This is a genomic window from Jannaschia sp. 2305UL9-9, assembly GCF_041403465.1.
GTDB lineage: Bacteria > Pseudomonadota > Alphaproteobacteria > Rhodobacterales > Rhodobacteraceae > Jannaschia.
The window spans coordinates 693,695-716,907 of the sequence record NZ_JBGEHM010000002.1; the positions used below are offsets into that span (position 1 = coordinate 693,695).

The 23,213-nt window shown below is 65.8% G+C and carries 31 protein-coding genes; 5 read left to right on the forward strand and 26 right to left on the reverse strand.

The features are described from left to right. Nucleotides 1-61: 61 nt before the first annotated feature. From V6N07_RS11300 to V6N07_RS11310, 3 genes are read left to right on the forward strand one after another with little or no spacing between them, the layout of a single operon-like run. Nucleotides 62-610 (forward strand): GbsR/MarR family transcriptional regulator, encoded by a 549-nt coding sequence (locus V6N07_RS11300; RefSeq protein WP_371156407.1) that lies wholly within the window; start codon nt 62-64, stop codon nt 608-610. After that, on the forward strand, nt 610-2,049 hold the full coding sequence (locus V6N07_RS11305) for a cytochrome ubiquinol oxidase subunit I (RefSeq protein WP_371156408.1): 1,440 nt from the start codon (nt 610-612) through the stop codon (nt 2,047-2,049). Before V6N07_RS11300 ends, V6N07_RS11305 begins: the two co-directional genes overlap by 1 nt. Nucleotides 2,050-2,051: 2 nt before the next feature. Then, nucleotides 2,052-3,071 carry a cytochrome d ubiquinol oxidase subunit II gene (locus V6N07_RS11310; protein ID WP_371156409.1) on the forward strand — a complete coding sequence of 340 codons (1,020 nt, stop codon included), beginning with the start codon at nt 2,052-2,054 and terminating at the stop codon, nt 3,069-3,071. Between the two features lie 93 nt (nt 3,072-3,164). Here V6N07_RS11310 and V6N07_RS11315 read toward each other — a convergent pair whose 3' ends face one another. The 17 genes from V6N07_RS11315 to V6N07_RS11395 form a co-directional block, all read right to left on the reverse strand. Beyond that, a complete protein-coding gene (locus tag V6N07_RS11315; RefSeq protein ID WP_371156410.1) occupies nt 3,165-3,974 on the reverse strand; it encodes a division plane positioning ATPase MipZ in 810 nt (269 codons plus the stop codon). A 231-nt stretch (nt 3,975-4,205) separates the two neighbouring features. Further along, nucleotides 4,206-4,427 (reverse strand): 50S ribosomal protein L31, encoded by a 222-nt coding sequence (rpmE, locus tag V6N07_RS11320; RefSeq protein WP_371156411.1) that lies wholly within the window; start codon nt 4,425-4,427, stop codon nt 4,206-4,208. A gap of 11 nt (nt 4,428-4,438) precedes the next feature. Further along, nucleotides 4,439-4,813 carry a 50S ribosomal protein L19 gene (gene rplS, locus V6N07_RS11325; RefSeq protein ID WP_371156412.1) on the reverse strand — a complete coding sequence of 125 codons (375 nt, stop codon included), beginning with the start codon at nt 4,811-4,813 and terminating at the stop codon, nt 4,439-4,441. A gap of 199 nt (nt 4,814-5,012) precedes the next feature. Continuing rightward, nucleotides 5,013-5,786: a tRNA (guanosine(37)-N1)-methyltransferase TrmD gene (gene trmD, locus V6N07_RS11330; protein ID WP_371156413.1), complete on the reverse strand. Its 774-nt coding sequence runs from the start codon at nt 5,784-5,786 to the stop codon at nt 5,013-5,015. A gap of 43 nt (nt 5,787-5,829) precedes the next feature. After that, nucleotides 5,830-5,988 (reverse strand): DUF1328 domain-containing protein, encoded by a 159-nt coding sequence (locus V6N07_RS11335; RefSeq protein ID WP_371156414.1) that lies wholly within the window; start codon nt 5,986-5,988, stop codon nt 5,830-5,832. A 112-nt stretch (nt 5,989-6,100) separates the two neighbouring features. Continuing rightward, a complete protein-coding gene (gene rimM, locus V6N07_RS11340) occupies nt 6,101-6,628 on the reverse strand; it encodes a ribosome maturation factor RimM (protein ID WP_371156415.1) in 528 nt (175 codons plus the stop codon). Between the two features lie 82 nt (nt 6,629-6,710). After that, nucleotides 6,711-6,872 (reverse strand): hypothetical protein, encoded by a 162-nt coding sequence (locus V6N07_RS11345; protein ID WP_371156416.1) that lies wholly within the window; start codon nt 6,870-6,872, stop codon nt 6,711-6,713. 43 nt (nt 6,873-6,915) lie between these two features. Continuing rightward, on the reverse strand, nt 6,916-7,299 hold the full coding sequence (gene rpsP / locus V6N07_RS11350) for a 30S ribosomal protein S16 (RefSeq protein WP_371156417.1): 384 nt from the start codon (nt 7,297-7,299) through the stop codon (nt 6,916-6,918). Nucleotides 7,300-7,338: 39 nt separating this feature from the next. After that, nucleotides 7,339-7,650 carry a chorismate mutase gene (locus tag V6N07_RS11355; RefSeq protein WP_371156418.1) on the reverse strand — a complete coding sequence of 104 codons (312 nt, stop codon included), beginning with the start codon at nt 7,648-7,650 and terminating at the stop codon, nt 7,339-7,341. 87 nt (nt 7,651-7,737) lie between these two features. Continuing rightward, on the reverse strand, nt 7,738-8,334 hold the full coding sequence (locus V6N07_RS11360) for a GNAT family N-acetyltransferase (protein ID WP_371156419.1): 597 nt from the start codon (nt 8,332-8,334) through the stop codon (nt 7,738-7,740). Next, nucleotides 8,331-8,891, reverse strand: a complete 561-nt coding sequence (locus tag V6N07_RS11365; RefSeq protein ID WP_371156420.1) for a GNAT family N-acetyltransferase — start codon at nt 8,889-8,891, stop codon at nt 8,331-8,333. The genes V6N07_RS11360 and V6N07_RS11365 overlap by 4 nt, the downstream gene beginning before the upstream one ends. Beyond that, a complete protein-coding gene (locus V6N07_RS11370) occupies nt 8,891-9,403 on the reverse strand; it encodes a GNAT family N-acetyltransferase (RefSeq protein ID WP_371156421.1) in 513 nt (170 codons plus the stop codon). Before V6N07_RS11370 ends, V6N07_RS11365 begins: the two co-directional genes overlap by 1 nt. Beyond that, the gene (locus V6N07_RS11375; RefSeq protein WP_371156422.1) at nt 9,400-9,894 is read right to left on the reverse strand and encodes a GNAT family N-acetyltransferase; all 495 of its coding nucleotides are present in this window, start codon (nt 9,892-9,894) and stop codon (nt 9,400-9,402) included. The genes V6N07_RS11370 and V6N07_RS11375 overlap by 4 nt, the downstream gene beginning before the upstream one ends. Beyond that, nucleotides 9,891-10,223 carry an NIPSNAP family protein gene (locus V6N07_RS11380; protein WP_371156423.1) on the reverse strand — a complete coding sequence of 111 codons (333 nt, stop codon included), beginning with the start codon at nt 10,221-10,223 and terminating at the stop codon, nt 9,891-9,893. Before V6N07_RS11380 ends, V6N07_RS11375 begins: the two co-directional genes overlap by 4 nt. Then, nucleotides 10,220-10,750: a GNAT family N-acetyltransferase gene (locus V6N07_RS11385; RefSeq protein ID WP_371156424.1), complete on the reverse strand. Its 531-nt coding sequence runs from the start codon at nt 10,748-10,750 to the stop codon at nt 10,220-10,222. Before V6N07_RS11385 ends, V6N07_RS11380 begins: the two co-directional genes overlap by 4 nt. Then, a complete protein-coding gene (gene ffh / locus V6N07_RS11390; protein WP_371156425.1) occupies nt 10,747-12,237 on the reverse strand; it encodes a signal recognition particle protein in 1,491 nt (496 codons plus the stop codon). Before ffh ends, V6N07_RS11385 begins: the two co-directional genes overlap by 4 nt. 189 nt (nt 12,238-12,426) lie before the next feature. Continuing rightward, nucleotides 12,427-13,005: an FMN-dependent NADH-azoreductase gene (locus tag V6N07_RS11395; protein ID WP_371156426.1), complete on the reverse strand. Its 579-nt coding sequence runs from the start codon at nt 13,003-13,005 to the stop codon at nt 12,427-12,429. Between the two features lie 169 nt (nt 13,006-13,174). Here V6N07_RS11395 and V6N07_RS11400 point away from each other — a divergent pair, with 169 nt between their 5' ends. Beyond that, entirely contained in the window at nt 13,175-14,068 is an 894-nt protein-coding gene (locus V6N07_RS11400; protein WP_371156427.1) for a LysR family transcriptional regulator, read from the forward strand. A gap of 4 nt (nt 14,069-14,072) precedes the next feature. Then, complete coding sequence (locus tag V6N07_RS11405; RefSeq protein WP_371156428.1) at nt 14,073-14,948, forward strand: DMT family transporter; 876 nt, start codon at nt 14,073-14,075, stop codon at nt 14,946-14,948. A gap of 28 nt (nt 14,949-14,976) precedes the next feature. Here the strand turns inward: V6N07_RS11405 and ltnD are convergent, their stop codons facing one another. From ltnD to V6N07_RS11450, 9 genes are all read right to left on the reverse strand, one after another. After that, nucleotides 14,977-15,876, reverse strand: coding sequence for an L-threonate dehydrogenase (gene ltnD / locus V6N07_RS11410; RefSeq protein ID WP_371156429.1), 900 nt, complete (start codon nt 15,874-15,876; stop codon nt 14,977-14,979). Between the two features lie 65 nt (nt 15,877-15,941). Beyond that, nucleotides 15,942-16,772 (reverse strand): sulfite exporter TauE/SafE family protein, encoded by an 831-nt coding sequence (locus tag V6N07_RS11415; RefSeq protein WP_371156430.1) that lies wholly within the window; start codon nt 16,770-16,772, stop codon nt 15,942-15,944. A gap of 882 nt (nt 16,773-17,654) precedes the next feature. Next, the gene (locus V6N07_RS11420; protein WP_371156431.1) at nt 17,655-18,896 is read right to left on the reverse strand and encodes a TonB family protein; all 1,242 of its coding nucleotides are present in this window, start codon (nt 18,894-18,896) and stop codon (nt 17,655-17,657) included. Next, nucleotides 18,893-19,210 carry an ExbD/TolR family protein gene (locus V6N07_RS11425; RefSeq protein ID WP_371156812.1) on the reverse strand — a complete coding sequence of 106 codons (318 nt, stop codon included), beginning with the start codon at nt 19,208-19,210 and terminating at the stop codon, nt 18,893-18,895. Before V6N07_RS11425 ends, V6N07_RS11420 begins: the two co-directional genes overlap by 4 nt. A gap of 65 nt (nt 19,211-19,275) precedes the next feature. Beyond that, nucleotides 19,276-19,638, reverse strand: a complete 363-nt coding sequence (locus V6N07_RS11430) for a biopolymer transporter ExbD (RefSeq protein WP_371156432.1) — start codon at nt 19,636-19,638, stop codon at nt 19,276-19,278. Further along, nucleotides 19,631-20,311: a MotA/TolQ/ExbB proton channel family protein gene (locus tag V6N07_RS11435; protein WP_371156433.1), complete on the reverse strand. Its 681-nt coding sequence runs from the start codon at nt 20,309-20,311 to the stop codon at nt 19,631-19,633. The genes V6N07_RS11430 and V6N07_RS11435 overlap by 8 nt, the downstream gene beginning before the upstream one ends. A 4-nt stretch (nt 20,312-20,315) precedes the next feature. Further along, on the reverse strand, nt 20,316-20,741 hold the full coding sequence (locus V6N07_RS11440) for a hypothetical protein (protein ID WP_371156434.1): 426 nt from the start codon (nt 20,739-20,741) through the stop codon (nt 20,316-20,318). 127 nt (nt 20,742-20,868) lie between these two features. Beyond that, nucleotides 20,869-22,821, reverse strand: coding sequence for a TonB-dependent receptor domain-containing protein (locus V6N07_RS11445; RefSeq protein WP_371156435.1), 1,953 nt, complete (start codon nt 22,819-22,821; stop codon nt 20,869-20,871). A 123-nt stretch (nt 22,822-22,944) separates the two neighbouring features. Then, complete coding sequence (locus V6N07_RS11450; RefSeq protein ID WP_371156436.1) at nt 22,945-23,133, reverse strand: hypothetical protein; 189 nt, start codon at nt 23,131-23,133, stop codon at nt 22,945-22,947. Nucleotides 23,134-23,213: the final 80 nt, after the last annotated feature.

The window sequence follows — 23,213 nt, forward strand, 5'->3', positions numbered from 1 at the left end:
CCCCTTTTGATCTGCCTCAAATCCCTCTACATGAATTTCAGAAATTTCTGAAATGACAGACATGAAACTTACATCACTGCACAGAGAGTTCATCCTCCACTTCGGAGAGATGGGCAGCCGCTGGGGGATCAACCGCACGGTCGGACAGATATATGCGCTGTTGTTCCTGTCGGAAGGCCCCCTGAACGCCGAGCAGATCACCGATGCGCTGGGCGTGAGCAGGTCGAACACATCCATGGGCCTCAAGGAGTTGCAGAGCTGGTCCCTTGTGCGCCTGCGCCACATCGAAGGCGATCGGCGCGACTATTTCACGACCCCTGACGACCTGTGGGAGATCACGCGCACCCTGGTGGCCGAACGCCGCAAGCGCGAGATCGACCCCACCCTGACCAAGCTGCGCGAGTTGGAGATGCAGGGCGAAACCGGCGATCCCTACGCCGAGGCCCGCATCGCCGAACTGCGCGAGATGATCGAGATGATGACCCAGTTTCACGATGAGATGAGCCGCATGGAAACCGAAAGGTTGGTTCAGCTGATGACACTGGGTCGCAAACTTGGCGGACTTCTGGATAAGACCCCCCGCCTCAACCCGTTCCGAAAGGCGACGTAATGGAAGCGTTGGACACCCTCATCCTCAGCCGCATTCAGTTCGCGGCCAACATATCGTTCCACATCCTGTTCCCGACGATCACGATCGCGCTGGGCTGGTTTTTGCTGTTCTTCAAGCTGCGCTTCCAATGGACCGGCGACCTGAAATGGATGGAAGCCTATCGTTTCTGGGTGAAGGTCTTTGCCCTGTCCTTTGCCATGGGCGTCGTCAGCGGCATCACCATGTCGTTCCAGTTCGGCACCAACTGGCCGGGTTTCATGGAAAAGGTCGGCAACATCGCCGGGCCCCTTCTGGCCTATGAGGTGATGACCGCCTTCTTCCTCGAGGCGGTGTTCATCGGCATCATGCTGTTCGGCTACAGCCGCGTGCCGTCGTGGCTGCACACCACCGCGACGTTCCTCGTGGCCTTCGGCACGACCATGTCGACCTTCTGGATCATCGTCCTGAATTCGTGGATGCACACCCCGCAAGGGTTCGAGATGATCGATGGCGTGGCCCATGCGACCGACTGGTGGGCGATCATCTTCAACCCGTCGATGCCCTATCGCCTTGCCCACATGCTGCTGGCCTCGGGCCTGACGGTCAGCTTCCTCGTGGCTGGTATCGCGGCGTTCCGCTACATCCTCGGTGATCGCAAGGAAACCGTGCGCAGCCAGATCCGCGTCGGCCTGACCTTTGCCGCCCTGCTGATCCCGATCCAGATCTTCGCCGGCGACATGCACGGGTTGAACACGCTGGAGCATCAGCCCGCCAAGGTCGCGGCCATGGAAGGCAACTGGTCCGACCGGGACGGCAATACGCCCCTGATCCTGTTCGCCCTGCCCAACGAGGAGACGCGCGAGAACGACTTCGAGATCGCGATCCCGAACATGGCGTCGATCATCCTGACCCACCATGCCGAGGGCGCGATCCCCGCGCTGGACGACTTCGTGGCCGAGGACGGGACCGTCCTGCACCCGCCTGTTGACAAGGTCTTCTGGTCCTTCCGGGTGATGGTGGGCACGGGCTTTGCCATGCTGCTGCTCAGCTGGGGTTCGCTGGCGTTCCTGTGGCGCCGGGCCGAGGATGGACGCCGGTTCGCGATCCGCAAACTGCCAAGGCCGCTGCTCTGGGGGCTGGTGCCGATGGCGCTGTCGGGATGGGTCGCGACGCTGGCCGGGTGGTATACTACCGAAATCGGACGGCAGCCGTGGCTGGTGAACGGTGTGATGTCGACGGCCGGAGCCGTGGCGGATGTGCCCGCCGGCATGGTCCTGTCGACCCTGATCGGCTACCTCGTGATCTATGCGGCGCTGCTGTTCGCTTATCTCGGGGTGATCATCTACCTTGCCACCAAGGCCCGCCACGGTGAGCCTTTGACCGAAATGACGCCCGCATCTTCAGAGGCGGTGGTGGATGCCATCGCCCGCGAAGACCGCGGCCTGACCCCGGCGGAATGACCATGATGGACCTGTTTGGATACCCAGCCGATACCTGGTTGCCGTTCGTCTTTGCCGGGCTGATGGGATTGTCGATCCTGCTCTATGTCATTCTCGATGGCTATGACCTGGGTGTCGGCATCCTGACGCCGCTGGCGGACGGTGACGAGCAGAAGGACATGATGGTCGCGTCCATCGGGCCCTTCTGGGATGCGAACGAGACGTGGCTGGTCCTTGCGGTCGGCCTGTTGCTGGTGGCCTTTCCCGCGGCGCACGGGTTGATCCTGTCGACCCTGTACCTGCCGGTGTTCGTCCTGCTTGTCGGCCTGATCCTGCGTGGCGTGTCGTTCGAGTTCCGCGTCAAGGCGCGGGCGAAGTACAAGGGCCTCTGGAACGGCCTGTTCTTTGCCGGGTCGCTGATGGCGACGCTGGCGCAGGGCTTCATGCTGGGCCTCTACATCATGGGGTTGCAGTTCACGACCGGGACGATCCTGTTCTCGATCCTCTGCGCGCTGGCCCTGACGGTGGGCTATGCCTTCATCGGGGCGACATGGCTGATCCTGAAGGGGGCGGATGCGTTGCAGCGGCGGGCCGTGGCATGGGCCCGGAAGTGCATCGGGGGACTGGTCGTGGGGATCGGTGCGATCTCGCTGGCCTCGCCCCTCGTGTCCGAGCGGATCTGGGAAAAGTGGTTCTCGGGCACGTCGATCCTGTACCTGTCCCCCCTGCCGGTACTGTCGCTGATCCTGCTATGGTTCCTGTGGTCGACCCTGTCGCGCATGCCCAAGGAAAACGACCGCGGCGCGTGGAAGCCCTTCGTCTCGGCGCTTGGTCTGTTCACCCTTGCGTTTCTGGGGCTGGCCTACAGCTTCTATCCCTACGTGGTGCCCGAGCAGCTGACCATCTACGAAGCGGCGAGCGCGCCCGAGAGCCTGTTCATCATCCTGATCGGCGCCTGTTTCGTCGTGCCGACGATCCTGGGATACACGGCGCTGGCCTATTGGGTATTCCGGGGCAAGACGCGGGCCCTGCGCTACGACTAGGATCGACCCGCCGGGGGCGGGTCGACCAGCCGGGGGCTTTGCCCCCGGACCCCCAGGATATTTATAGAAACAAAGAAGGGGACGGCTGATTGATCAAAAAGCCAGTTCGACCGAGGGCAGGTTCAGCGACTTGATGAGCTCCCGCACTTCCTGACGTGCGGCCACGTTCGACAGGTTCAGGTTGGCGACGCCGATGTCCTTGAGATCCAGAAGGGTCATGCCGCGCGGGAAGAGTTCGCGGAAGATGACACGCTCCGTGAACCCCGGGGCCACGCGGAAGCCGATGCGCTTGGACAGGTCTTCGAGGGCCTGACCCATCTTGCGCTTGTTGTGCATCTCCTGCGCGCCGAGACGGTTGCGCAGGACGATCCAGTCGATCGGCTTCAGGCCCGCCTTGGCGCGCAGCTGACGCGCGTGCCAGACCATTTCCGAATAGACGGAAGGTCCGAGGATCTTGGAGCTGTCGGGGTCGATCTTGGCCAGCAGGTCGAAGTCGACGAAGCTGTCGTTGAGAGGCGTGACCAGCGTGTCGGCCAGCGAATGCGCGACCTGGCTGAGACGGGTGTGGGAGCCGGGGCAGTCGATGACGATGAAGTCGCAGGATTTCTCCAACTCGGCCACTGCGAGGGACAGCGACTTGTCGAATGGGTTTTCGGTCGCGGCCAGATCGTCGCGTTCGACCTTGGGCAGCCCGGTCACGATCGGTGTCGGGAGCGTCACGCCATGCTTGGCCCCGTAGGAAGCCCGGTTTTCGAGGTATCGCGTGAAGGTCCGTTGCCGCAGATCCAGATCGAGCGCCCCGACACGGGCCCCCGACCGCGCCAGCGCCGTCGCCGTATGCATGCAGGTCGTCGACTTGCCCGAGCCGCCCTTTTCGTTTCCGAAGACGATGATATGCGCCATGGTGCGTGCAACCCCCAGATGTCGGGGCAGACTATAGGTGTCGGTTTCGACGGTGCAAAGGCCCGCAGGGACACGAACACGGCCGTCGGCGCGGTTTTCGGGGGTATTGCGCGGTCTGGAAGCGTCGAAAGTTGCGCTGGCCCGGTCACCCTGACAGCGACGGGACGACGGCCAATACGCGAAACGCCGCCCCGGGGGGGCGGCGTTTGCATCGTCAGTTGTCGGTCGAGATCAGAAGCCGAGACCGGCATACTTGTTCTTGAACTTGGATACGCGGCCGCCGGTATCCATCAGGCGCGAGGTGCCGCCGGTCCAGGCAGGGTGCACCGAAGGATCGATGTCGAGCGCCATCTGGTCACCTTCCTTGCCCCAGGTGGATTTCATCTGGACCACGGTGCCATCGACCAGCTTGACGTCGATGGAGTGGTACTCGGGATGCAGTTCGGATTTCATCTCGTCTCTCCTCAGGCCTTGGGTGCGCGGTAGTTGGTCTGCTCCGCGATGCGGGCGGATTTGCCACGACGGCTGCGCAGGTAGTACAGCTTCGAACGACGCACACGACCGCGGCGGACGACTTCGATGTTGTCGATGTTGGTCGAATGCAGGGGGAACACACGCTCCACGCCCTCACCGAAGGAAATCTTGCGGACGGTGAACGAACCGGCAATGCCCGCGCCGTTCTTGCGGCTGATGCAGACGCCTTCGTAGTTCTGGACACGGGTGCGCGTGCCCTCGGTCACCTTGAAGCCGACACGGATGGTGTCACCGGCCTTGAAATCGGGAATGTCTTTTCCGAGTGCGGCGACTTGTTCCGCCTCGATCTGTGCGAGCAGGTCCATGGGACCCTCCTATGGTTACGACGCGGTTTGCCCGCGGATGATGTCCTGTCCGGTTGGGTCCGGACGGCTGTTGTTTGCTCGGCATCCACGTTGGGATGTCGCACGACAGAGCGCCCCGGCAGAGCGGGGCGGTATTCGTGCGGCGCTGTTACGACGGATTCGCGGTGCCATGCAAGGCCCGGTGCGCCTGACGGTGGATTCAATCGGGACGGTAGCGCGCCCAGAGATCCGGGCGGCGGTCACGGGTCAGGGCCTCTGACTCGGCCCGACGCCACGCGGCGACCTTTGCATGATCGCCCGATGTCAGAACCGGTGGAACGGTGCGGCCCTGCCATTCGGCGGGCTTGGTGAACTGCGGATGTTCCAGCAGACCATTGGAGAAGCTCTCCTCCTCCACGCTGGCCGCATTGCCGAGCACGCCCGGCAACAGGCGCACCGTCGCGTCCAGCATGGCCTGCGCGGCAATTTCGCCGCCGGTCAGGACGAAATCACCAAGACTGACCTCGGTGATGTCATAATGATCGATGACCCGTTGATCGACACCTTCGAAGCGACCGCACAGCAGCGTGACGCCGGGCCCGGCGGCCCAGCGGCGGGCGGTATCCTGCGTGAACGGGGCGCCACGGGGGGACAGATAGACAAGGGGGCCGGGCACGCGGGCCGCATCGATCGCGGCACCCACGACATCGGGGCGCAAGACCAATCCGGCCCCGCCGCCGGCGGGCGGTGCGTCGACGTTGCGATGCTTGGTCAATCCGAAGCGCCGCAGGTCGGTCGTCTCGAGGGACCAAAGGCCTTCCTTCAGGGCGGTGCCTGTCAGGGAATGGCCGAGGACGCCGGGAAAGGCATCCGGAAAGAGGGTGATCACACTGGCCAGCCACGCATGGGCGGGCGTCGTCTCGGCCATCAGGTCGCGCGGTTGAAGCGAGGCGCGGATGGATTTCTTGCCGTGGGATCTGGTCAGTTCGGTCATGCCCCCGCTTATCGCGGGGGCATGACGGGGGAAAGGCCCGCGATCAGGCGGCGAGCACGCCGAGGAGCGACAGGACGCCGATGATCAAGGCCAGGACGACCAGGATCTTCGCACCCGACAGGGCGGCGCCGGTCACGCGGCCCATTCCGAGGAATGCCGCGATTGCCGCGACGACGATAAGTATGAGAATCCATTCAAGCATGGTTGTGCTCCGGCGTTTGTTGCATTGCTGACAGAACGTCGCAGGCGGGGTTCTGTTCCGGTGCGATACGAAGATTGTCGGAATACATACGGTTGTCGGATCGGAGGGCGGATCAGACCGGGGCGTCTTCCTCGCCTTCGCCGGGGCGCAGGCCTTCGGGTGGGTCGACCACGATGCGCCGGGACGCCAGATCGACGGTCGGGACACAGGCGCGCGTGAACGGCAACAGGATGGACGGCCCGCGCTTCGGGCGCAGTTCCAGAAGATCGCCGGCCCCGTGATCAAGGACGGCGTGCACCTTGCCGAACGGCACGCCGCCTGTGTCGACCGCATCGAGGCCGATCAGGTCGGAATGATAGAATTCGTCGTCGGGCAGGTCGGGCAGGGCGGTACGGGGCGCCCACAGACGCTGCCCCTTGAGGGCATCGGCGGCTTCCTTGTGGGGAACACCGGACAGGCGCACGGCATAGCCGCCCTTGACGGGGCGGATCACGGTCACCTTGTAGGTCGCACCGGTGTCCCCGGTCAGCGGGCCATAATCGCCGATGGCACTGGGATCGGCGCAGAAACTCTTGACGCGGACCTCGCCGCGGACGCCGTAGCTGCCCATGATGGCCCCAAGGCAGACGTGGTCTTTCATAGTGAATTCCGTGTTGGAAAAAGGACAGCTGACCGGTCGCACCGACCACGGACAACAGGTCTGAAGGGCGCGCGCAGGCCGGTCAAGGCCACAGGACCACGCCAAGAACGCCGGCCGCGACGATCGACAGCAGCAGCAGGCCGCGCCTGCGCAGATCGGGACGGTCCGGGATCAGCAAAAGGACCACGGCGATCACCGACAGCAGCGTCGCCAGTGCGACCGAAAGAACGAGCAGGTGCGCCATGGTGCCGGGTGGCGGGGCGGCTGGAACCGCCCCGCATCAGATCTTATTCGGCCGATTCTTCGGCGGGGGCTGCGGCGGCCTCGGCTGCGGCAGCGGCCTTCTCGGCCTTTTCCTTGGCGCGCTCCTGCGCGGCCTTGCCCGGCTCACCCTTCTTCAGGTTGGCGCGCTCTTTCTTGGGCAGGACGTCGGCGGCCTCGAGGAAGCGGGAGACGCGGTCGGTCGGCTGGGCGCCTTGGCCAAGCCAGTACTGCACACGCTCCAGATCCATCTTCACGCGCTCTTCCGAGTCCTTCGGCAGCAGCGGGTTGTAGGTGCCCAGCTTCTCGATGAAGCGGCCATCGCGGGCCATGCGGCTGTCGGCGGCGACGATGGCGTAGTGGGGGCGCTTCTTGGAGCCGCCGCGGGCGAGACGAATTTTCATGGACATGGTGGTATCTTCCTTTGGTTTGTCTGTGATGACAGTCGTTTATGACTGATGCTTCCGATGGTGACGGATGACTTCCTCGATGATGAAGGCGAGGAATTTCTTGGCGAAGTCGGGGTCCAACCCGGCTTCTGTCGCCATGGCTTCCAGCCGGGCGATCTGGCGGGCCTCCCGCTCGGGGTCCGAGGCGGGAAGGTCATGTTCGGCCTTGAGCTTGCCCACCGCCTGGGTGTGCGCAAAGCGTTCGGCCAGCGTGTAGACGAGGACCGCGTCAAGGCGGTCGATGCTGTCGCGATGGTCCGCCAGAATGCTGGCGGCACGCTTCGCAGCAGCCGAAAGTTCGACGTCGGTCATGCGATCCTCCGATCAGGGGTTGGACAGATGGGGCGACGGCATCGGACGGATCCCGAACTGTCACCGCAGGTGGAGAGGCGGGGGCGATCAGTCAACGGGCATCCCCTCGGGCGTCAGGGCGGGATCGGCATAATGCGCGATCTCGCGGTCGATGGCCCAGGCAAGCCGGGTGTCCTGCAAGGCTTCGGGCGCGGGATGGCGATAGGCCACCTCGTTGCCGTCGATGGTCTGCGCGCTGCTGTCGCGCTTTGCGCCCAACCGTTCGCACAGGCGAATGCTGTCGAGGTGCTTGGGGTCGACATAGGTGACCGCCCCGTCCCAGCCCTGGCCATACAGGTGACGGCGGACCGCATGCGTCGCCTCCAGCGCATAGCCCTGACCGGCTGCACCGGGCCAGATGATCCACGCCAGTTCCCGTTCGGGCCAGCCGGCCGGCTGCCAGCCACCGGCCATGCCCAGCGTGCGGTCGTCGTCGCGCGCATGGATCATCCACATGCCGAAGCCCCGGATCTCCCAGTGGCCGATCTCGGCGGCATAGAGCATCCACGCCTCGTAGGCGTTCAGGGGGCCGCCCATGAACCTGCTGCGATAGCTGGCGAAGGTGGCCTTGAAGTCGGGATAATCCTGCGGCTCGGGGGCGCGCAGGCTCAGGCGTTCGGTGGTCAGGATCGGAATGTTCTTCATTGCGTCGGCCCCCAGTGGCGCCAGACGGTGATCCGGCCATCGAACAGCGTGCCGTCCGGTGTCGCGCCAAGCCGCCGTGCCAGACGTTCGGACCGGGTATTTCCGGGGGCGATATAGCTGACGAGGGCAGGCAGGCGCAGCACGTCGAGCGCATGGGCGCGTGCGGCGGTCGCTGCCTCCTGCGCGAGGCCCCGGCCTTCGAAGGGGGCGCACATCAGCCAGCCCAGCTCATGTTCCTCATCCCCCGGTTCGGCCCCGATCAGGACGAACCCCGCAACGTCACCGGCGTGGGTGTCGACGGTCCACATGCCATGCCCCCGCAACAGCCATGTCGCCGTCATCATGCAAAAGCCGGTCCACGTGTCGACGGGGTCCGAGGGGCCGCCTTCGAAGACGTTCCGATCGCTTCCGGTGATGCCGTGCAGCGCGTCGAAATCCGACAGGCGCGGCGCACGCAGGATGGTGCGGGCGGTCCGCAGAACCGGCACGACCGTGGTCAGGGCCGCCGCCTGATCGTGGGCCGGGGGCGTTACGGGAATGACGCGGGGGGTGATCATCACAAGGCCCCCCAGTGCCGGTAGACATGGGTCTCTGCGGACGTCTCGCCATCGGGCAGGGGCGCCGCCGGGTCGAGGACCGCGCCCAGACGCTGCGCCACGGCGACAGAGGCCGTGTTGCCCGGTGTGATATAGCTGACGAGCGAGGTCACTCGGTGCCCCCGTGCCCAATCGCGCGCGGCCGTGGCGGCCTCGGTCGCATAGCCCTGTCCCTCGTATCCGTCATGCAGCATCCAGCCGATTTCCGGTTCGGGGAAATGCGCAGGCTGTTGCAGGCCGACATGGCCGATCAAGGTGCCGTCCCGCAGGGTGACCGACCATGGGCCAAAGCCACGAAACACCCAGTCCGCCGTGTCGGAGTTGTAGACGAGGCTGGTATGTTCCGGCGTGGGCCGGTCCACGGACAGGGCGTTGCGCGGGCTGCTGAACGTCTGCGCAAAGGCGGCGAAGTCTTCGCGGCGCGGGGCGCGCAGGATCAGGCGCGCCGTTTCGAGGGTCGGAACACAGGTCATGCTGCCCCCTGCCGAAACGTGAGCATGCCGGGGGCGTAGGCCGGCGATGTCGCCTCGGGGTCCGCAGAGAACCCGAGGCGGGCGGCCATGCGCAGCGATGCCGTATTGCCCGGGGCGATCCGGGCGACGAGGGGCGCACCCTGCCACGCGGTCAGGACCGCCGCGGCGGCCTCGGTCGCATAGCCCGCGCCTTCGCGGTCCGCATCCCAGAGGGTCCATGTCATTTCGGGCGTATCGACGTCGTCGAGGTGCATGATGCCGACATGGCCAAACGCCGGCCCGCCTTCCGTGATCGCATGGCGGCCATAGCCGCGCAGCGACCATTGACCGGCCATCGCCATGAAGCGTTCGACAACCTGATGGCGCGGCCTCGGCCCGCCGACGCCACCGGTGCGCGGCCCGGTGTAATAGGCGACGTAACCCTCGAGATCCTGCATCTCGAAGGGGCGCAGCGTCAGACGCCGGGAGGTTATGACGGCAGGCAGGATCACAGGCCCAGATCATCCGCGCTGGCACCATCGAACAGCGGCCTGGTGAAGCTGCGGTCGTAGCGACGGATGCACTTGGTCCGCTGCGCATGGGCATAGGCGCGCAGGCATTCGGGGTCGTCCCACATCCTGTCGCGGTACGCCTCGTAGGCCGCGAGCGACGGAAACGAGAAGTGGCAATAGGCGATGTCGTTCGGCCCTTCGTGCGGCATGTGATAGCCGTGATGGACACCCCCCATCGCGGGGATCTTCGACAGCCAGAATTGCGCATAGGTCTCGAATGCGGGCAACTGATCGGGGTCGATCTCGTATCGGACGGTGCAGGTGATCATGCGCGGACCTTCGGCGCGGGATGCCGCCAGATCTGCGTCGGGCCAAAATGGTCGTGCGGGAAAGTGCCGTCGAGCGTCGCGCCAAGCCGCTTGGCCACGCCGACGGACCCGTCGTTGCCATCCGCGATCAGGCTGATCACGGTGGTCCAGCCGAGGACGTCATAGGCATAGTCGCGCGCCGCGCGGCCCGCTTCGGTGGCATAGCCCTTGCCCGTCGCCCCTTCGAACAGATCCCAGCCGAGCTCCCGTTCGGGGAAACCTTCGGGGAACCACAAACCGACACAGCCCACGGCCTTGCCGGTCGCGTGTTCCTCCAGCACCCAACGGCCGTAACCGCGCAGCACCCAATGCCCCGCCTCCTGCGCCATCGACCGCCATGCCCGTTCCGCCGAAAGCGGTCCGCCCACGAAGGATGCGCGAGGCGAGGCATAGAAGGCGGCAAAGGCATCCGCATCCTGCACGCGGGGCGCACGCAGCATCAGACGCTCTGTCGTCAGCGTCGGAATATGGACCGTCGTTCCGGTCACTTCTTGCGGCCCATGCCGGGAAAGCCGGGGGGCAGGCCGCCGGGCATGCCGCCCAGTCCGGGCATGCCTTTCATCTGGCCGAGTTGCTTGGACGCGGCCTCCAGCGCGGCGGGGTCCATCTGCGACGGATCGGGCATGCCGCCGCCCTTGCCGGTCATCATGCTCATGGCCTTCTTGAGCATGCCGCCCTTGCCCATCTTCTTCATCATGTCCGCCATCTGGCGGTGCATCTTGAGAAGCTGGTTCAACTCGCTGACCTCCAGCCCGGCACCCTTGGCGATCCGCTTCTTGCGGCTGGCCTGCAGCAGGGCGGGATTGGCGCGTTCCTTCTTGGTCATGGAGTTGATCAGGGCGATCTGGCGGTCCAGCACCTTGTCGTCCATGCCGGAGCCTTCCATGGCCTTCTTCATCTTGCCCATGCCGGGCATCATGCCCATGACACCTTCCATGCCGCCCATCTTCTGCATCTGCTCCAGCTGGCCGCGCAGGTCGTTCATGTTGAACAGACCCTTCTGGAAGCGCTTCATCATGCGCTCCTGGGCCTCGACCTCCATGACTTCCTGGGCCTTCTCGACCAGGGCCACGATGTCGCCCATGCCGAGGATGCGGCCCGCGATGCGGTCGGGCTCGAACGTCTCCAGCGCGTCCATCTTTTCGCCAAGGCCGACGTAGCGGATGGGCTTGCCGGTGACGGCGCGCATGGACAGGGCGGCACCGCCGCGACCGTCGCCGTCCATCCGGGTCAGGACGACACCGGTGACGCCGACCTTGGCGTCGAACTCCTGCGCCACCTCGACGGCGACCTGACCGGTCAGGCCGTCGACGACCAACAGGGTCTCGCGCGGCTGGACGGCGGCGTGAACCTGCGCCACCTCGTCCATCAGGACCTGGTCGATCTGCAACCGGCCCGCGGTGTCGAGCATGTAGACGTCATAGCCGCCCAAGGCGGCCTGCTGCTTGGCGCGCTTGGCGATGTCGACCGGCTTCTGCCCCATGACGATGGGCAGGGTGTCGACGCCGATCTGACCACCAAGGATGGCCAGCTGTTCCATGGCGGCCGGGCGGTTCACGTCAAGCGAGGCCATCAGAACGCGCTTGCCGTCCCGGTCCTTCAACCGCTTGGCAAGCTTGCCTGTCGTCGTCGTCTTGCCCGAGCCCTGCAGGCCGACCATCAGGATCGGCGCGGGGGGATTGTCGATCTTGAGGGGGGCGATGCCGTCCTCGCCCGCCAGTACCATCTTCAACTCGTCGTGGACGATCTTGATGACCTGCTGGCCCGGCGTGATCGATTTGGTGACGGCGGCACCGGTGGCCTTGGCGGTGACGCGCTTGACGAAGTCGCGCGCCACGGGGAGGGAGACGTCCGCCTCCAGCAGGGCGACGCGCACCTCGCGCATGGCGGTACGGACATCGTCCTCGGACAAGGCGCCCTGCTTGGTCAGGCGGTCAAAAACACCGCCAAGGCGGTCTGACAGGCTCTCGAACATCCGCGTCTCTCCTCTTGCGTTCATCCCCAGATGGGGACACCCGCCGAAATGCACAAACGCCCCCGTGGGCGCAACGCGCTGACGGAGGGCGATCCCCGACCGGGCCGGGGACCGAAAGCATCTGCTTCCGGGTTCGCGCATGCGATATGACGCAAACCCGGCCGAGTCAAGAAGAGGCCACCGCCGGGGTCAGGCCGCCAGCGTGGCGATCTGTGCGTTCGCGGCCTTCAGCGCGTCATCGCCGCGCGCGACATGCTGATCCGCCGCCACGAAGGTGACATCCGTGATGCCGACGAAGGCCAGAACCTGCTTGATGAAGCCGGTGGCGAAATCCACGGGCGCGCCCATCGGGACGCCGCCGGAGGCCATGGCCACGATCGCCCGCTTGCCGGTCAGCAAGCCGACGGGCCCATCGGGGGTGTACTTGAACGTCACGCCTGCACGGGCGATCAGATCGACCCAGGCCTTCAACGCGGCAGGGGCGCCGAAATTGTAGATCGGCAAGCCGATCACGAGGGTGTCGGCGGCCTCGACCTCGGCGATCAGGGCATCCGACAGGGCCAGCGTCTGAACCTGTTCCGCCGTGCGATCACCCGCGGGGGTGAAATTGGCGGCGACCCAGTCCTCGGTCAGCTGCGGGAGGGGGTCCTGCGCGAGGTCACGGATCGTCACATCGCCCCCAAGGTGGGTGACGATGCGGTCCGTCAGGTCACGGGTGACGGAGCCTTTGGTCCGGGCGGAGCTGTCGATGCGGAGTATCTTGGTCATGGGGGGGGCCTTCATTTACGGGGCGCAATGTCATGCGGGTTCCCGATCTAGATGACCCCTGCAGCATCGAACGCAATTCGCGTTTGTTTGATATCTGCTGTGCGTTGATGCAAAGACTTGCTTTGTGCGCAGGCGCACGTAATAGTCTCGTCAAATGGAGGGGTGCGCGATGGCTTTCAACGATTGGGATGAGGTGCGCACGGCGTTTCAGGTTGCACGGCTGGGCACCGTTTCCGGCGCGGCACAGGCGTTGGGCGTTCACCACGCAACCGTCATCCGGCATATCGACAGCCTCGAAGGCAAGCTGGGCACCAAGCTGTTTCAGCGGCATGCGCGCGGTTACACCCCGACCGAGGCGGGGCAGGACCTGCTGGTGGTGGCCCAATCCACGGACGATCAGCTGGGCCAGCTGGCGAACCGGATCAAGGGACGCGGGAACGAGGTGACGGGCGACCTGATCGTGACGTCGATCGCCGTCCTCGCGCCGCTGCTGTCGCCCGCACTTGCGGCCTTTCGCGAAGAACACCCGGAACTGACGATCAAGTTCCTGACGGACGAACGCCTGTTCCGCCTCGAATACGGCGAGGCGCATGTCGCCATTCGCGCCGGCAATCCGCCGGATCAGCCCGACAACGTGGTTCAGAAGTTCTACCAACAGGAATTCGGCCTTTATGCGTCGCGCGAATACATCGCCAAGCACGGGCGGCCGACCTCGTTGGAGGATGTGGGCGACCACGTCTTCATCGGGTCAGCTGACGATGCCCCGCGGGCCCCATTCTATGCGTGGCTGAAAAAGAACATCCCGGCCCGCAACATCGGCTATCAGATCAATCAGATCACGGCGGCGCGCCCCGCAATGATCGCAGGGCTGGGGATCGGCTTTTCGACAACATGGGCCGAAGCCGATCAGGACGACGTCGAACTGGTGTTCCCGCCCCGCCCCGAATGGAGCAGCCAGCTGTGGCTGGTGACACATGTCGACCTGCACCGCACGGCCAAGGTGCAGACCTTCGTCACCTTCCTGAAGGCCTGGTCGCAGCAGTGGCCGGAAGCGCAGACATGACGGCATGACCGATGCCGCACGCGGGCATCTTGCGATGCTGGTCTTTTCGGCGCTGGTTGCCGGGTCGTTTCCGCTGGGTGCGGCGGCCGCGAACGATATCTCGCCCCTCGCGCTGAACACGGTACGGTTCATCGTCGCGGCCGCGATCATCGGCGCGATCGTGGCGGCACGGGGTGGCGTGCCGCGCGCCGCCCTTGCCGCGCCATGGCGGTACGGGGTGCTGGGCGCGATCTTTGCGGTGTATTTCGTCCTGATGTTCGAGGGCCTGAAAACCGCCGCGCCGGTGTCGGCGGCGGCGGTCTTTACCCTGACACCGGTCTTGGCCGCGGGGTTCGGATGGTTGCTGCTGCGGCAGCGCACGACCGCAAGGATCTGGGCGGCGCTTGGTCTCGGGGCGCTTGGCGCGCTGTGGGTGATCTTTCGCGCGGACCTCGGCGCGCTTCTGGCCTTCGAGGTGGGGCGTGGCGAGGGGGTCTATTTCCTCGGATGTCTGGCCCATGCCGTCTACACGCCCCTTGTCCGCAGGTTGAACCGGGGCGAATCCGCGCTTGTCTTCACCTTTGGCACGCTGATCGCGGGTGCGGTCGTCATGGGGGTCGTGGGGGCCCCGGCCCTGCTTGCCGTGGCATGGGACGACCTGCCCGTCCGGGTCTGGGTCGCGATCCTCTATACCGCTGTCGCGGCCAGTGCGGCGACCTTCGTGCTGTTGCAGTTCGCAACGCTGCGCCTGCCTGCGTCGAAGGTGATGGCCTATACCTATCTGGTCCCCGCCTGGGTGACCGTCTGGGGCCTGGCCCTCGGATCGCCCGCGCCGCCCCTGAATATCTTGGTCGGGGTGGCGCTGACCGTGCTGGCCCTGCTGCTGTTGCTGCGGGAATGACGGCGCGCCGCCCGCCGGGGCGTGGGTGTCAGTCGTCGCCGGGCAAGGCAAGTCCCGCGTTCCGCGCATAGACCTTTGCGACCGCCGCATCGTCTTCGGCCCCGAGGCCGGAGCCAGCAGCCGCGAGGAATTGCTGCAGCGCGGCCGCGGCAATCGGGGCGCCGAAACTGGCCGATTTCGCGATGTCGAGGACGATCCCGAGGTCCTTCGGCCAGATGTTCACCGATGAATGCGGCGTGTAATCGCCGTCGCGCACATGAGGGCCGCGGTTTTCCAGCATCCACGAGGTGCCGGCGCATTCGGGAATGACCTGCATGAAGGCCTCGGGCGTGACACCCTGGGTCATGCCGAACGTCATCGCTTCGGCCATGGTGGCGATATGCACCCCGGCCAGCAGTTGGTTGACCGCCTTCATCGCGCTGCCGGGGCCGGCCTCGTCGCCCAGGGCGAACACCTTTTCGGAAATCGCGTCCAGCGCCGGGCGCGCGGCATCGAAGGCGGCAGGCGTGCCGGAGGCCATGATCGTCAGTGCCCCGGTCGCGGCCTTCTTCGCGCCGCCCGAGATCGGCGCGTCGAGGTAGAGCACCCCGGAGGCGGCACAGCGTGCCTCCATGTCGCGGGCAAAGGCGGGGGGCACGGTGGCGCAGGCGATCACGACGCTGCCTTCGGGCATGTTCGCGACAAGGCCGTCATCCCCGAACAGGACCGCTTCGGTCTGGGCCGCATTCAGAACGACGACGATGGCCGCCGACAGGCTTGGCGCGACATCCGCCAAGGCCCCCGGCGCGCCGCCTGCCTGCGTGAACCTGGCGACCTGATCGGGGTTCACGTCGAAGCCGTGGACGACATGCCCTGCGTTCAACGCCGAGGCGGCGATGCCATAGCCCATGGAGCCGAGGCCGATGACGGCGATAGGGGAAGGTGTCATGGGCAAATCTCCGAGGTGTGGGTCTGGTTCGTGGTGGCGTGGTGATGGCATCGTCCCGACGCGCGTCAGGCGAGCACTTTCCAGAGCATGCGGCAGGCGCTGATGAAAAGGAACAGGGCGAAGGCCAGTTTGAGCTTGCGTGCGGGCAGACGGTGGGCAAGCGATGCGCCGAACGGCGCGGTGAATACGCTGATCGAGAACAGGACGACCGCCGCCGGGACATTGACATAGCCTAGCGACCCCGGCGGGCGGCCGGCGACGTCCCACCCGGCCCAGACAAAGCCCAGAACGGCGGGCAGGGCGATGGCCAGCCCGAAGACGGAGGCCGTTGCCACGGCACGATGCACCGGCACCGACAGCATCGTCATCACCGGCACGGACAAGGTGCCGCCGCCGATCCCCATCAGGGCCGATGTGAACCCGATGGGACCGGCAATCGCGGCCCGTGACACGGCACCCGCAGGCGGGGCGGGCGCAAGGTTCAGGGTCTTCGGGAGTGCGAGGTTGATCGAAACGATCAGGGCGACGATCCCGAACACGAGGGTCAGGCCCGCCGACCCGAGGAACTTGGACGCGATGCCGCCCAAGGCTGCGCCGACGAAGATCGCGGGCGTCCAGCCGCGCAGTATCTCGCGGTCGATGGCCCCCTTGCGGTTGTGGGCGCGTGCCGAACTGATCGATGTCGGGATGATCGTGGCAAGGGACGTGCCCACCACCAGCAGCATGGCAACGTCATCTGGAACGGCAAAGCCCTCGGCCACGACGATCAGGACCGGCACGATGACGATACCACCGCCGACGCCCAGCAGACCGGCAAGAACCCCGGCAATCCCCCCCGTCACAAGCAGCCCGAGCGTCAGCCCGATCAGCGTCGTGATCTCGAATTCCGCAACCATGAAAACTCCTATCCGGGGCAGGCGGGCCCGCAGGGCCGGCATGTTGACAACCTGATCTTGGCTGCCCCGAAGCCGTAAATCATTGAATTTCTGCGCGTCAAGATCGTCTTTGCCTGCAAAAGCGGCTATTTGACAAGCTGACTTCGGCTATCGGATTCCGTGCATCTCAAACCTTGCCGCCCCCAAAAAAAACGGCCGCCCCCGAGGGGCGGGCGATCGACCATGTTGTATATTGCCAGGGAAGTCTACGTGCGAAAGTGATCCGCTAGATCGCGACGACGGAATATCCGGTTTCCGATGTCGGGTTCCCTGGGAGAGGGCTTCACTCCGGCTGCCTTCGTCGCAGACTTCAGATCCCGAACCGCCATGCGCGTCAGCCCTCGGCCCTATGCGACGGGAACTCGGACGCTGCCGGATGCTTCCCGCTGGCGACAAGCTGCACCGATGCTGTTTGCGGATATGTCCCAAGAGGATCATGGCGCGCCGCTGGCTATGTGATGACGGTCGCCGGTGCCAGTGCCCGGATTTCGGAGCGACAGTTCCATTCAGCACCGCATTTCGGCTACGGAGATGGACGGTCGATCGGTCAACCATGATAGCGCGCTCTGCTAGAATGTTGACGACACCTCGGGAGGACAGGGCGTAGCGCAGATACCAGCGAACCGCGCAAAGGGTGATGTCTAGAGAGAAGCGATGGCCTTGAAAGACGATTTGCGCGGCATGCCGAACCTGCAAAGCCACAAGCGGCCTGGGGAGCCGCCGTTGAAGCAACAGTCCCGTTTTGACCGGGTGTCGTCGCATGACGTGGGCTGAATCGACCCTGTCAAAACGGATCCCTGCCGTCACGCGGGCGTACTCTCCGAAACGTCTCGTCATCCTTCGCTAGCGCCGCACGGGCAGAGTGAAGCTCGTCCGGGCGCCTGGCGGCGGTGGGGGGCATCGCGCGCCCTGGATGGCGCGGGTCACGGCACGTGCGAGGCCGGGATCGCCACTGGCGCTGACGCCGCCGACGCGGCCGCTTCCGTTCACGGAGAACGAGATTCTGACACTGCCCCGGCCGCCGCGGGCGCGGGTAGCGGCGCGGGAGACGCAGGACGCGATCACGCCCGGATAGTTGGATACGGCGGCGTTGCCTGCCTGCTGGGCGCGGCCCTGGCCGGATTGACGGGTCTGGCCGGTGCCGCGTTGCTGGCTGCCTGCGCGCTGGTTGGTCTGTGCGTTGCCCCGTTCGGGCGCGGGCGCGGCCTGGCGGGTCTGGCGTTCGCGTTCGGCCTCGCGCGTACGTTCCACCTCCGCCGCGCGACGCTCGACCGATTGGGGCCGGGTCGTTGGCCGGGCGGAGCGGACGACGATGCCATCCTGCATCGCCTCCGGCAGCGGTTCGACGATGTCTGCGGTGACAGGGGCCGTGGCGACGGTGGATGGCGGCGAGACCGGTTCGACGATCTCGGGCTGTGGCGTGACGGGTGATGTCAGTTCGACCGTCGGCGGTGTGGCCCCTCGGGCCACGGGCTGAAGCGTATCCGCGGCGGCGGATTGTGCCGTGGCCACGGCGACCGACGATACGGCAGAGGCCTGCACTGCTGCCGCGATCTCGGGCGCAGTCGCGGTCGGCGCTGGATCGGCTGCCAAGGCGGAGGCCTGCGCGGTGGCCTCGGGCGTGGGTGCGACAGATACGTCCGCGACGGAAGGGGCGGCGTCCGCCGTCGACGCGTCCTCCGCCCGTGCCACCTCAGGTCGCGGTGCCGCATCGGTCGGGGCCGTTTCCGCAAGCGCGGCGCCCGGCGCCTCGGCGCGGCCCGTATCGGGCGTATCCGCGGTAGGGGTCGTCACCGCGGGTGACGCATCCGGCTGTACCGGCACCTCTGGCTCGACCTCGGGTGTCTCGCTCGTCTCGATGACCGGAACCGGATCGGCGGCGTCGCCCTCGACGGGCCCGTCGATGCCTACAACCATGTCGGCAAAGGCCGTGCCGTTCATCGGCATGCCACTCCCCGATCCGCCCTTGATCTGGACCGTTTCGCGCTCCGTGCCCAGCACCACGCCGCCCAGGTGCACGACACCCGACACCACCAGCGCGACAACCCCGATCAGCAGCGAGCGCGGGACAAGATGTGCGCTCATTCCAGCCCCCGTTCGGCCACCACCAGCACGCGCTCCGCGCCCGCCGCGCGCAGGTCCTGCGCGATCTCCATCAGGCGCGCGGCCGGGACATCGCGGTCGGGCACGATCCGCGCATCCGCGACGTCGTCCGTCAGCTGTGCTGCCATCCAGGACACGGGCTCCGCTGGCTCGCCCCGGAAGAGAAGCGTCCCGTCCGCGCGCAGCACCAGCGCGTCGGGCGGTGCCCGGCCCTCCAGGTCGGCGGCCGTGGGCAAGGTCAGGTCGGGATCCATCGGCGGCGCGACGGTGCCCGCGACGAGGAAGAAGATCAGCATCAGGAAGACGACGTTGATCAGGGCAATCACCGGCTCTGGCTTGCGCCGGGGGGCGCGTGCGCCACTCACCGCAGCACCGTCAGGCTCAGGCCCGGCACGGCCCGCAACACAGCCAGCACGTCGATGAGACGCTGCGCGGTGACGTCGTCGCGCAAGGAGACCAGCAAGCGACCTTCGCCCACCGCCACCGGAAGATCCGTCAGCGTCAAGGCTTGTGGCCCCAATCGCAGTTCGTCCTGCGCCACCGTCAGGAAGCCCACGTCCGTGGTTGCCGCCGCGCCACCCGCACCCGAGGCGGCGGCCGCGACTTCGATCTCGCCGAAACGCGTGAAGGTCGACGTCAGCATAAAGAACAGCAGGAGGAGGAAAATCACGTCCACCAAGGGCGTCAGCGTCAGCGCCCGGCGGACGAAGCCCCGCCTACGCATGCGCCGGGCGAAGCGCTGCCGCGGAGGCGGTCCCCTCGTCCCGGTTCAGCCCGCCCGGCGCGGCCGCCCGCGCCAGTGCCAGCGCGGCGAAGTCCCGCTCCCGCACAGTGCGGCTCTCCAGCCAGGCAAGGATCAGCGAGGTCGGCATTGCCACCGCGAGGCCCGCAGCCGTCGTCAGCAGTGCGACCCAGATACCGCCCGCCAGGATCGACGGGTCCACCGCCGCGCCCGCTTGCTGCAGTGCCTGGAACGCGGAAATCATGCCCAGCACCGTGCCGAACAGACCCAGCAGGGGCGCGATCTGCGCGATCGAGTCGAGGATGCGAAACCCGCTCTCCAGCTTGGCGAGATTCGCCTCCGCCTCCGTCTCCAGCCGCTGGCGCAGCTCGGGATCGGTGCCGTCGCGCATCGCCGCCGCCACGAGGGGGGCGAGGTGCGATCGGCTGGCCTCCACCTCTCGCCGCGCCGCCGCCCGGTCGCCCCGGTCCCAAGCGTCCAGTGCCGCGCGGACCCGGGTGTGCCGCCCCACCCGCGCGCTGGCATGTTGCCAGAGTTTGTAGAGCGTCACGGCCAGCACGATCACCGACAGGCCCAGCAGGATCATGACCACCGGCCCGCCGAGGTCGAGGATCGTGGCAAGGCCCTGCTGCAGATGTTCGATCAACTCATCCATCGGCCTATCCCAAAAGCTCGATATCGGCGCGGGACGACACCGTCAGCGCGTCAGCGCAATCCGCCGTTCCTTCACAGGTCTGCACCCCATTCACGAGCATGGAGCCCACATCCCCGCATGCCATCTGGGGCAGATCGAACTGGCGTACCCGTGGAACGCCCGCCGGCAGCTCCCGGAAATCGAACAGCGACAGCCGCGCGACGCCCCCGTCAGAACCAAACGCCACCGCTTCCAGCACCAGCTGCCCGATATCCGACCCCGTCCCGTTTTCCGCCACGAAGGTCAGGCGGCAGGTGCCCTCGATCTGCGTGAGGCTGTCGAGGCTGATCGAGAGAGACGGGTCGGTCCCACCGTCCGACCCATCTTGCGCGCTGGCGGTGAATGGCAACGCCGTAAGCACCAGAAACGAGACGATCTGTCCGAGATGCATGTCGACTATCCTTTTGATATATTTGTTTGAGCGGACGCATTGCGATGCTGCACCCTGGAATGGAACGGGGCCCCATCTGCCTTGACGCGATGCATCGCAATGGACCTGGTCATCAAAGCAGTACCCGTCAGAAGTCGATCGAAGCGGTCAGGGAGATGGTACGACCGGGATTGTTCAGCGGCACCGCAAGCCCCCCGTCGGCCGCATCCGAATTGCGGGCCACGTAGGTCTCATCAAAGAGGTTCTGCACATCCAGTCGCACATCCACGCCCGGCAGCATCTTTGGTCTGTAGCTTCCATAGACGTTGAAGACCTCATAGGCTGGCAATTCGAGGCCGCCACTGTCGTTCTCCAATGCGATCTCGGCCGTGCCGCCGAGCGTCCACTCGGAATTGACGTCGTAGGCCGCTTCCAAGGCGAGGATCGAGCCGGTCGGACGTCCTCGATAGAAGGCAGTCGTCCCGATCGTGGAGCCATTCTCTTCGAGGTCCGCGCGCGTGAAGTTCGCGCGCGCGAAGCCCCATGCCGCATCGTAGCCAAGCGTCAGCTCGTAGCCGCGCACCTCTATGTCGTACAATGGCTCGCGAACGCCTGTCCGCTCTGCAAGATCGTCGATGTCGGTCCGGAAGACCGCGCCGCCCGCCGTCCAGGGCCCGCTTTCGTATCGCAGACCCAGGCGCCCGGTATTCGCGCGGGACGCCTTGAAGCCGGGATAGGTCCATGCCGTGCCGAAATCGATAATGGCCGCCTCGCCCAGTTCGTAGCCACCCCAAGTCGATGCCAGTCCTGCATTGAGGCTGAGCGTATCCGACAAGCGCACGTCGATGGCTGCGTTCACGCTCAAGCCGCTATCTTTGAATTCATGTCCGCCGGACCCTTCGAAATCCTGCCAATCATAGCGAGCGCCGTAGGAGACCGAGAAACGGTCTCCGATATCCTGGCGGGCCTGCGCGAAGATCCCGACATTGGAGAGCGACTCGCTGCCCGAGGATCCGAACGGTCCCGGCCCGCGGCCCGCCCCTTCGGCCGTGTCGTCGAAGAAGTCGATACCGGCCGTCACGGTGCCGCCCTGGGTCTGGAAGTCGTTCTTCAGGAAGCCCGACAGGCTGGTGTTCTCGCCAAAGGCACCCAGAACGTCGATCTCCTGGACGTTGTAGCTCAACTGCGCTTCCGGGGCGAAGACGCCGCCGCGCTCATCGGTGTATGTCAGTGCGTATGACGTCCGCCGCGAAAGCCCGCGTTCCAGTTGGAATGGACCGGGTACGATCGTCCCGCGCCCGAATGTGTTCTCGAAGCCTGGCCGGATAAAGTACAGGCCGGCTGGACCGGGGTTCGCAACCCGCAGGCCGTCATCCTCCGTCCGGGAGGCCGAGAAGGACAAGCGATGCCCCGTGTCGGTGGTGAACGCCATCTTGGCGATGTAGTCGGTCAGCTCCGGCTCGGTGCCGGGAACCGCCGCGCCGTCTCCGCCATCGTAGTCGCTGCCGGAATGCCGGGTGCCGCTCAGCAGCCATTCGAACTTGTCCTGACGCCCGAAGAGCGTTTGTGAGAAACGCAGACCGGAGCCGTTGTCGCCGCCGCGTATCTGGGTGCGGCCACCGAAGGTGTCACCTTGTGCCAACAGGTCGCGCGCATCCTTGGTGGTGTAGCTGATCGAACCGCCAAGCCCCCCTGGCCCCGCGTCGGCCGGCGCGATGCCTTCGCCGATGTCGACCCGCTTCAGCAGCGCCGGGTCGAGCAGGATGTTGCCGGTATGGTGGAAGGCTGATTTGTTCTGACGCGCTCCGTCGATCGTGACGGACAACAAGCTTTCCTCGATCCCGTTGACGAAGGTGCGTTGCGCGATCGCGGCACCACCCGAGGCCGTCACCGACGCCTCACCGGCGAAGACGTCGGCCATGGTTGCAGGGTTGCGCGCTTCCAGCTCGGCCTCGTCGATCTGGGCGTTGCCAAGCAGGTTCTGGGCGGCTTCCTCCTCGATCCGGAGCACGATCCCGTCGAGTTCGACAGGGGCTTCCTGGGCATGCAGCGGGGCCGCCGCCGCGATTGTCGTGGATAAAAGAAGAACGTAGTCACGCATGAACGGATTCCGGCAAGAAAGTCAGGTTGATGGCGGCCTGGCGATCTGGCTTGGCGGGTCCGTGTGTTTAGTCGACTGAATCAGTCGGATTTGTCAAGCGCGTGCGGACAAGGAAAAAACCGCTCAGGCTTCCCGCCATTCGAGCTTCTGGAGCTTCTTGCGGAATGCGAACGTCGACAGATGGCTGTCGAAGACGTGTTCGATGCGGTCGAGGGCGTCTTGGGCGCGAAATGCTTGGACAGGTGCTGAACACAGGCCCGCGCTTCGTTGCGTCGGGCATCCGATCACACCAGAAAAGGTCGAGCGCGTCATGGCCCGACCGGTCCGGGATGCCTTCGGCGGCATTCGGGAACCGTCGTGCCGACATTGGCCGCGCGAATGGGCAGGGTCGA

Coding starts and splice junctions, on each gene's coding strand:
- rimM (WP_371156415.1), bottom strand. CDS start 6,628: ATGAAAGACCACGTCTGCCTTGGGGCCATCATGGGCAGCTACGGCGTC.
- V6N07_RS11310 (WP_371156409.1), top strand. CDS start 2,052: ATGATGGACCTGTTTGGATACCCAGCCGATACCTGGTTGCCGTTCGTC.
- V6N07_RS11435 (WP_371156433.1), bottom strand. CDS start 20,311: ATGGATGAGTTGATCGAACATCTGCAGCAGGGCCTTGCCACGATCCTC.
- V6N07_RS11300 (WP_371156407.1), top strand. CDS start 62: ATGAAACTTACATCACTGCACAGAGAGTTCATCCTCCACTTCGGAGAG.
- V6N07_RS11360 (WP_371156419.1), bottom strand. CDS start 8,334: ATGAAGAACATTCCGATCCTGACCACCGAACGCCTGAGCCTGCGCGCC.
- V6N07_RS11445 (WP_371156435.1), bottom strand. CDS start 22,821: ATGCGTGACTACGTTCTTCTTTTATCCACGACAATCGCGGCGGCGGCC.
- V6N07_RS11440 (WP_371156434.1), bottom strand. CDS start 20,741: ATGCATCTCGGACAGATCGTCTCGTTTCTGGTGCTTACGGCGTTGCCA.
- V6N07_RS11420 (WP_371156431.1), bottom strand. CDS start 18,896: ATGAGCGCACATCTTGTCCCGCGCTCGCTGCTGATCGGGGTTGTCGCG.
- trmD (WP_371156413.1), bottom strand. CDS start 5,786: ATGACCGAACTGACCAGATCCCACGGCAAGAAATCCATCCGCGCCTCG.
- V6N07_RS11335 (WP_371156414.1), bottom strand. CDS start 5,988: ATGCTTGAATGGATTCTCATACTTATCGTCGTCGCGGCAATCGCGGCA.
- V6N07_RS11405 (WP_371156428.1), top strand. CDS start 14,073: ATGACCGATGCCGCACGCGGGCATCTTGCGATGCTGGTCTTTTCGGCG.
- V6N07_RS11430 (WP_371156432.1), bottom strand. CDS start 19,638: ATGCGTAGGCGGGGCTTCGTCCGCCGGGCGCTGACGCTGACGCCCTTG.
- V6N07_RS11370 (WP_371156421.1), bottom strand. CDS start 9,403: ATGACCTGTGTTCCGACCCTCGAAACGGCGCGCCTGATCCTGCGCGCC.
- V6N07_RS11355 (WP_371156418.1), bottom strand. CDS start 7,650: ATGACCGACGTCGAACTTTCGGCTGCTGCGAAGCGTGCCGCCAGCATT.
- ltnD (WP_371156429.1), bottom strand. CDS start 15,876: ATGACACCTTCCCCTATCGCCGTCATCGGCCTCGGCTCCATGGGCTAT.
- rpmE (WP_371156411.1), bottom strand. CDS start 4,427: ATGAAATCCGAACTGCATCCCGAGTACCACTCCATCGACGTCAAGCTG.
- V6N07_RS11315 (WP_371156410.1), bottom strand. CDS start 3,974: ATGGCGCATATCATCGTCTTCGGAAACGAAAAGGGCGGCTCGGGCAAG.
- V6N07_RS11365 (WP_371156420.1), bottom strand. CDS start 8,891: ATGATCACCCCCCGCGTCATTCCCGTAACGCCCCCGGCCCACGATCAG.
- rplS (WP_371156412.1), bottom strand. CDS start 4,813: ATGGACCTGCTCGCACAGATCGAGGCGGAACAAGTCGCCGCACTCGGA.
- V6N07_RS11425 (WP_371156812.1), bottom strand. CDS start 19,210: ATGCTGATCTTCTTCCTCGTCGCGGGCACCGTCGCGCCGCCGATGGAT.
- rpsP (WP_371156417.1), bottom strand. CDS start 7,299: ATGTCCATGAAAATTCGTCTCGCCCGCGGCGGCTCCAAGAAGCGCCCC.
- V6N07_RS11415 (WP_371156430.1), bottom strand. CDS start 16,772: ATGGTTGCGGAATTCGAGATCACGACGCTGATCGGGCTGACGCTCGGG.
- V6N07_RS11345 (WP_371156416.1), bottom strand. CDS start 6,872: ATGGCGCACCTGCTCGTTCTTTCGGTCGCACTGGCGACGCTGCTGTCG.
- V6N07_RS11380 (WP_371156423.1), bottom strand. CDS start 10,223: ATGATCACCTGCACCGTCCGATACGAGATCGACCCCGATCAGTTGCCC.
- V6N07_RS11400 (WP_371156427.1), top strand. CDS start 13,175: ATGGCTTTCAACGATTGGGATGAGGTGCGCACGGCGTTTCAGGTTGCA.
- V6N07_RS11395 (WP_371156426.1), bottom strand. CDS start 13,005: ATGACCAAGATACTCCGCATCGACAGCTCCGCCCGGACCAAAGGCTCC.
- ffh (WP_371156425.1), bottom strand. CDS start 12,237: ATGTTCGAGAGCCTGTCAGACCGCCTTGGCGGTGTTTTTGACCGCCTG.
- V6N07_RS11305 (WP_371156408.1), top strand. CDS start 610: ATGGAAGCGTTGGACACCCTCATCCTCAGCCGCATTCAGTTCGCGGCC.
- V6N07_RS11450 (WP_371156436.1), bottom strand. CDS start 23,133: ATGACGCGCTCGACCTTTTCTGGTGTGATCGGATGCCCGACGCAACGA.